Source organism: Roseateles sp. P5_B10 (genome assembly GCF_056400485.1).
Map to the genome: position 1 here is coordinate 1 of NZ_JBFULE010000617.1, position 3,182 is coordinate 3,182.

Genomic DNA, 3,182 nt, shown 5'->3' on the forward strand with positions numbered 1-3,182 from the left:
GGAGCTGCTCGCGCAGTTTATGGACGAGAACGCCAAGCGTGCCCAGCCCTGGGACGCCAAGCCGGTCATGTACCAGGCTCTCGTCGAATCGGCGCTAACGTCGGCCGCCTATGCCGCCGAGCTGGGTCTGAACCCCGACAACATCATCATCAGCTGCAAGGTCAGCGGCGTGCAGGACCTGATCTCGGTCTACCGTGAGCTGGCTCGCCGCTGCGACTACGCGCTGCACCTGGGCCTGACCGAAGCCGGCATGGGCACCAAGGGCACGGTCGCTTCCTCGGTCGCGCTGGGCATCCTGGCCCAGGAAGGCATCGGCGACACCATCCGCGTCAGCCTCACGCCCCAGCCGGGCGAGTCGCGCACCCAGGAAGTGGTCGTGGCGCTGGAGATCCTGCAGGCCCTGGGCCTGCGCCACTTCAACCCGAGCGTGACGGCCTGCCCGGGCTGTGGCCGCACGACGAGCACGACCTTCCAGGAACTGGCCAAGCAGATCGACGATTTCCTGCGCCTGCAGATGCCGGTCTGGCGCGGCAAATACCCCGGCGTCGAGGAGATGAAGGTGGCCGTCATGGGCTGCATCGTCAACGGCCCCGGCGAGAGCAAGCATGCCGACATCGGCATCAGCCTGCCCGGCACCGGCGAGGCCCCGGCGGCGCCGGTCTTCATCGACGGCGAGAAAGCGCTGACCCTGCGCGGCGACAACATTGCGGCCGAGTTCCACGCGCTGGTCGAAAACTACATCGAGAAGCGCTTCGGCGCCACAGCAACTGCATGAGCAAGGCGATTCAGGCGGTCAAGGGGATGAACGACATCCTCCCGACCAGCGTCACCCGCAAGGACAAGCTGCCCAGCAGCGAACTGTGGAGCTGGTTCGAGACCACGCTGCGCAAGGTGCTCGGCAGCTACGGCTACCAGTACATGCTGACGCCCGTCGTCGAGCCGACGGCGCTGTTCGTGCGCGGCCTGGGTGAGGTGACCGACATCGTCGAGAAGGAGATGTATTCCTTCACCGACGGCATGAACGGCGACCAGCTGACGCTGCGCCCCGAGGCCACGGCCGGCATCGTGCGCGCCATGGTCGAGCACAACGCCCTCTACAACGGGCCCCTCAGGCTGTGGACGATGGGCCCGATGTTCCGCCATGAGCGCCCGCAAAAAGGGCGCTACCGCCAGTTCAACCAGCTCGACGTCGAGGCCCTGGGCTTTGCCGGGCCTGATGTGGACGCTGAAATCATTCTGATGGTGCGCCGCCTCTGGCAGGCCCTGGGCCTGAGCGTGGGCCAGCATGTGCGCCTGGAGCTGAACTCGCTGGGCCAACCGGCCGAGCGCAACGCCCACCGCACCGCGCTGATCGCCCACTTCGAGGCCCATGCCGAGCTGCTGGACGAAGACGGCAGGAAGCGCCTGCACAGCAATCCGCTGCGCATCCTGGACAGCAAGAACCCGGCCATGCAGCCCGTCATCGAGGCGGCGCCCAAGCTGATGGACTTCCTCGGCGAAGAGACGCTCGCCCACTTCAACGCCGTGCGCGCGATCCTCGACGCGGCGGGTCTGGAGTACCGCGTCAACACGCGCCTGGTGCGCGGCATGGACTACTACAACCTGACTGTCTTCGAATGGGTGACCGACCAGCTCGGCTCCCAGGGCACAGTCTGCGGCGGCGGCCGCTATGACGGCCTGTTCGAACAGCTTGGCGGCAAACCGACGCCTGCCGTCGGCTTCGGCCTGGGCATCGAGCGCCTGCTGCTGCTGATCGACGAGCTCGGCCTGCCCGTGCCCTCGTCGGCACCCCAGGCCTACGCCATCGTGCCCGACGCAGCGGCCCTGCCGCAGGCTTTTGGCGTGCTGGAGGCGCTGCGCGAGGCCGGCGTCAGCGTGCAGATGCATGCCGGCGGCGGCTCGTTCAAATCGCAGTTCAAGAAGGCCGACGCGTCCGGCGCCCGCTTCGCCCTTGTCTTCGGTGCCGACGAACTGGCCCGTGGCGAGGTGAGCGTCAAACCCCTTCGTGACGGTGGCGAACAGCTCAGCCGGCCGCTCGCCGACGCGGCTGCCTGGGCCGCCGACCTCCTCCCCGCATAATCCCGGGCCTCCCGAGACCCTTTCCTGAAGTTTTCCCATGGCCGCCCATCTCGACCTCGAAGAACAAGAACAACTCGAACAACTCAAAGCGTTCTGGAAGCGCTGGGGCAACCTCATCACCTGGGTGCTGACCGCCGTCCTGGCCGCCTTTGCCGCCTGGCAAGGCTGGAACTGGTATCAGCGCGACCAAGCTGCCAAGGCCGCCGCGATGTACGACGAATTCGACCGCGCCCTGGCCGCCCAGGACGTCGACAAGGCCGCCATCGCTGCGGGCGATCTGAAAGCCCGTTACGGCGGCACCGGTTATGCGGCACAGGCCGGCTTGCAGGTTGCCAAGCTGCAGCTGGACAAGGGCAAGGCCGACGACGCCAAACAGAGCCTGACCTGGGTGGCCGAACAGGGCGCCGAGGGCGGCCCCTACCGCGACGTGGCCCGCCTGCGCCTGGCCGGCCTGCAGCTCGATGCCAAGGCCTATGACGAGGCCGCCAAGACGCTGGACGCGATCAAGACGACCGAGTTCGCTGCGCTGGTGGCTGACCGCCGTGGCGACCTGCTGCTGTTGCAAGACAAGCGCGATGCCGCCAAGGCCGAGTACCAGAAGGCCCTGGCTGGCCTGGAGAAGACCCAGGACTACCGCCGCATCGTCGAGGCCAAGCTGGCGACGCTGGGTGTGCCGACCGCCGTCGAAGCCGCCGGAGCCGCGCAATGAGGCGGGTTGCCCTGATCTCGCTGCTGGCGGCTTCGCTGACCGGCTGTTCCACGATCAGCTCGACGTGGACCTCCTGGTTCGGCAGCGAGAAGGACAAGCCGGCTGCGCTGGAGACCTTGTCCGGCCCGGCCAGCGGCCGCATCGTCTGGAGCGCCAAGGGCGACAACATCGGCTTCCCGCTCAGCATCGCGACGCCTGGTGACCGCTTCGTCGTCGCCAGCAGCGATGGCAGCGTGCGCGCGCTGGCCGCCGCCGATGGCCGCGAGCTTTGGCGCGGCGATGTGGGCGCCAAGCTGTCGGCCGGCATTGGCAGYGATGGCCGCTTTGCCGCTGTCGTCAACCGCGACAACGAACTGGTCGTGCTGGACAACGGCAAGGTGGCCTGGAAGAAGGC

The 3,182-nt window shown here is 67.7% G+C and carries 4 protein-coding genes; all 4 read left to right on the top strand.

The window, feature by feature from the left end:
- A partial coding sequence (locus tag AC1DU6_RS24825; RefSeq protein ID WP_477860326.1) for a flavodoxin-dependent (E)-4-hydroxy-3-methylbut-2-enyl-diphosphate synthase occupies positions 1-775 on the top strand: 775 nt, incomplete at its 5' end.
- Positions 772-2,079, top strand: coding sequence for a histidine--tRNA ligase (hisS, locus tag AC1DU6_RS24830; RefSeq protein WP_457326188.1), 1,308 nt, complete (start codon positions 772-774; stop codon positions 2,077-2,079). The genes AC1DU6_RS24825 and hisS, both read left to right, overlap by 4 nt.
- A gap of 37 nt (positions 2,080-2,116) precedes the next feature.
- Positions 2,117-2,788 carry a YfgM family protein gene (locus AC1DU6_RS24835; protein ID WP_457325008.1) on the top strand — a complete coding sequence of 224 codons (672 nt, stop codon included), beginning with the start codon at positions 2,117-2,119 and terminating at the stop codon, positions 2,786-2,788.
- Positions 2,785-3,182, top strand: a 398-nt coding sequence (locus AC1DU6_RS24840) for an outer membrane protein assembly factor BamB family protein (RefSeq protein ID WP_477860329.1), incomplete at its 3' end; no start/stop codon positions are given. The genes AC1DU6_RS24835 and AC1DU6_RS24840, both read left to right, overlap by 4 nt.

What these genes read in the sequence shown, in the direction of transcription:
- hisS (WP_457326188.1), top strand. Translation starts at nt 772, where the DNA reads ATGAGCAAGGCGATTCAGGCGGTCAAGGGGATGAACGACATCCTCCCG.
- AC1DU6_RS24835 (WP_457325008.1), top strand. Translation starts at nt 2,117, where the DNA reads ATGGCCGCCCATCTCGACCTCGAAGAACAAGAACAACTCGAACAACTC.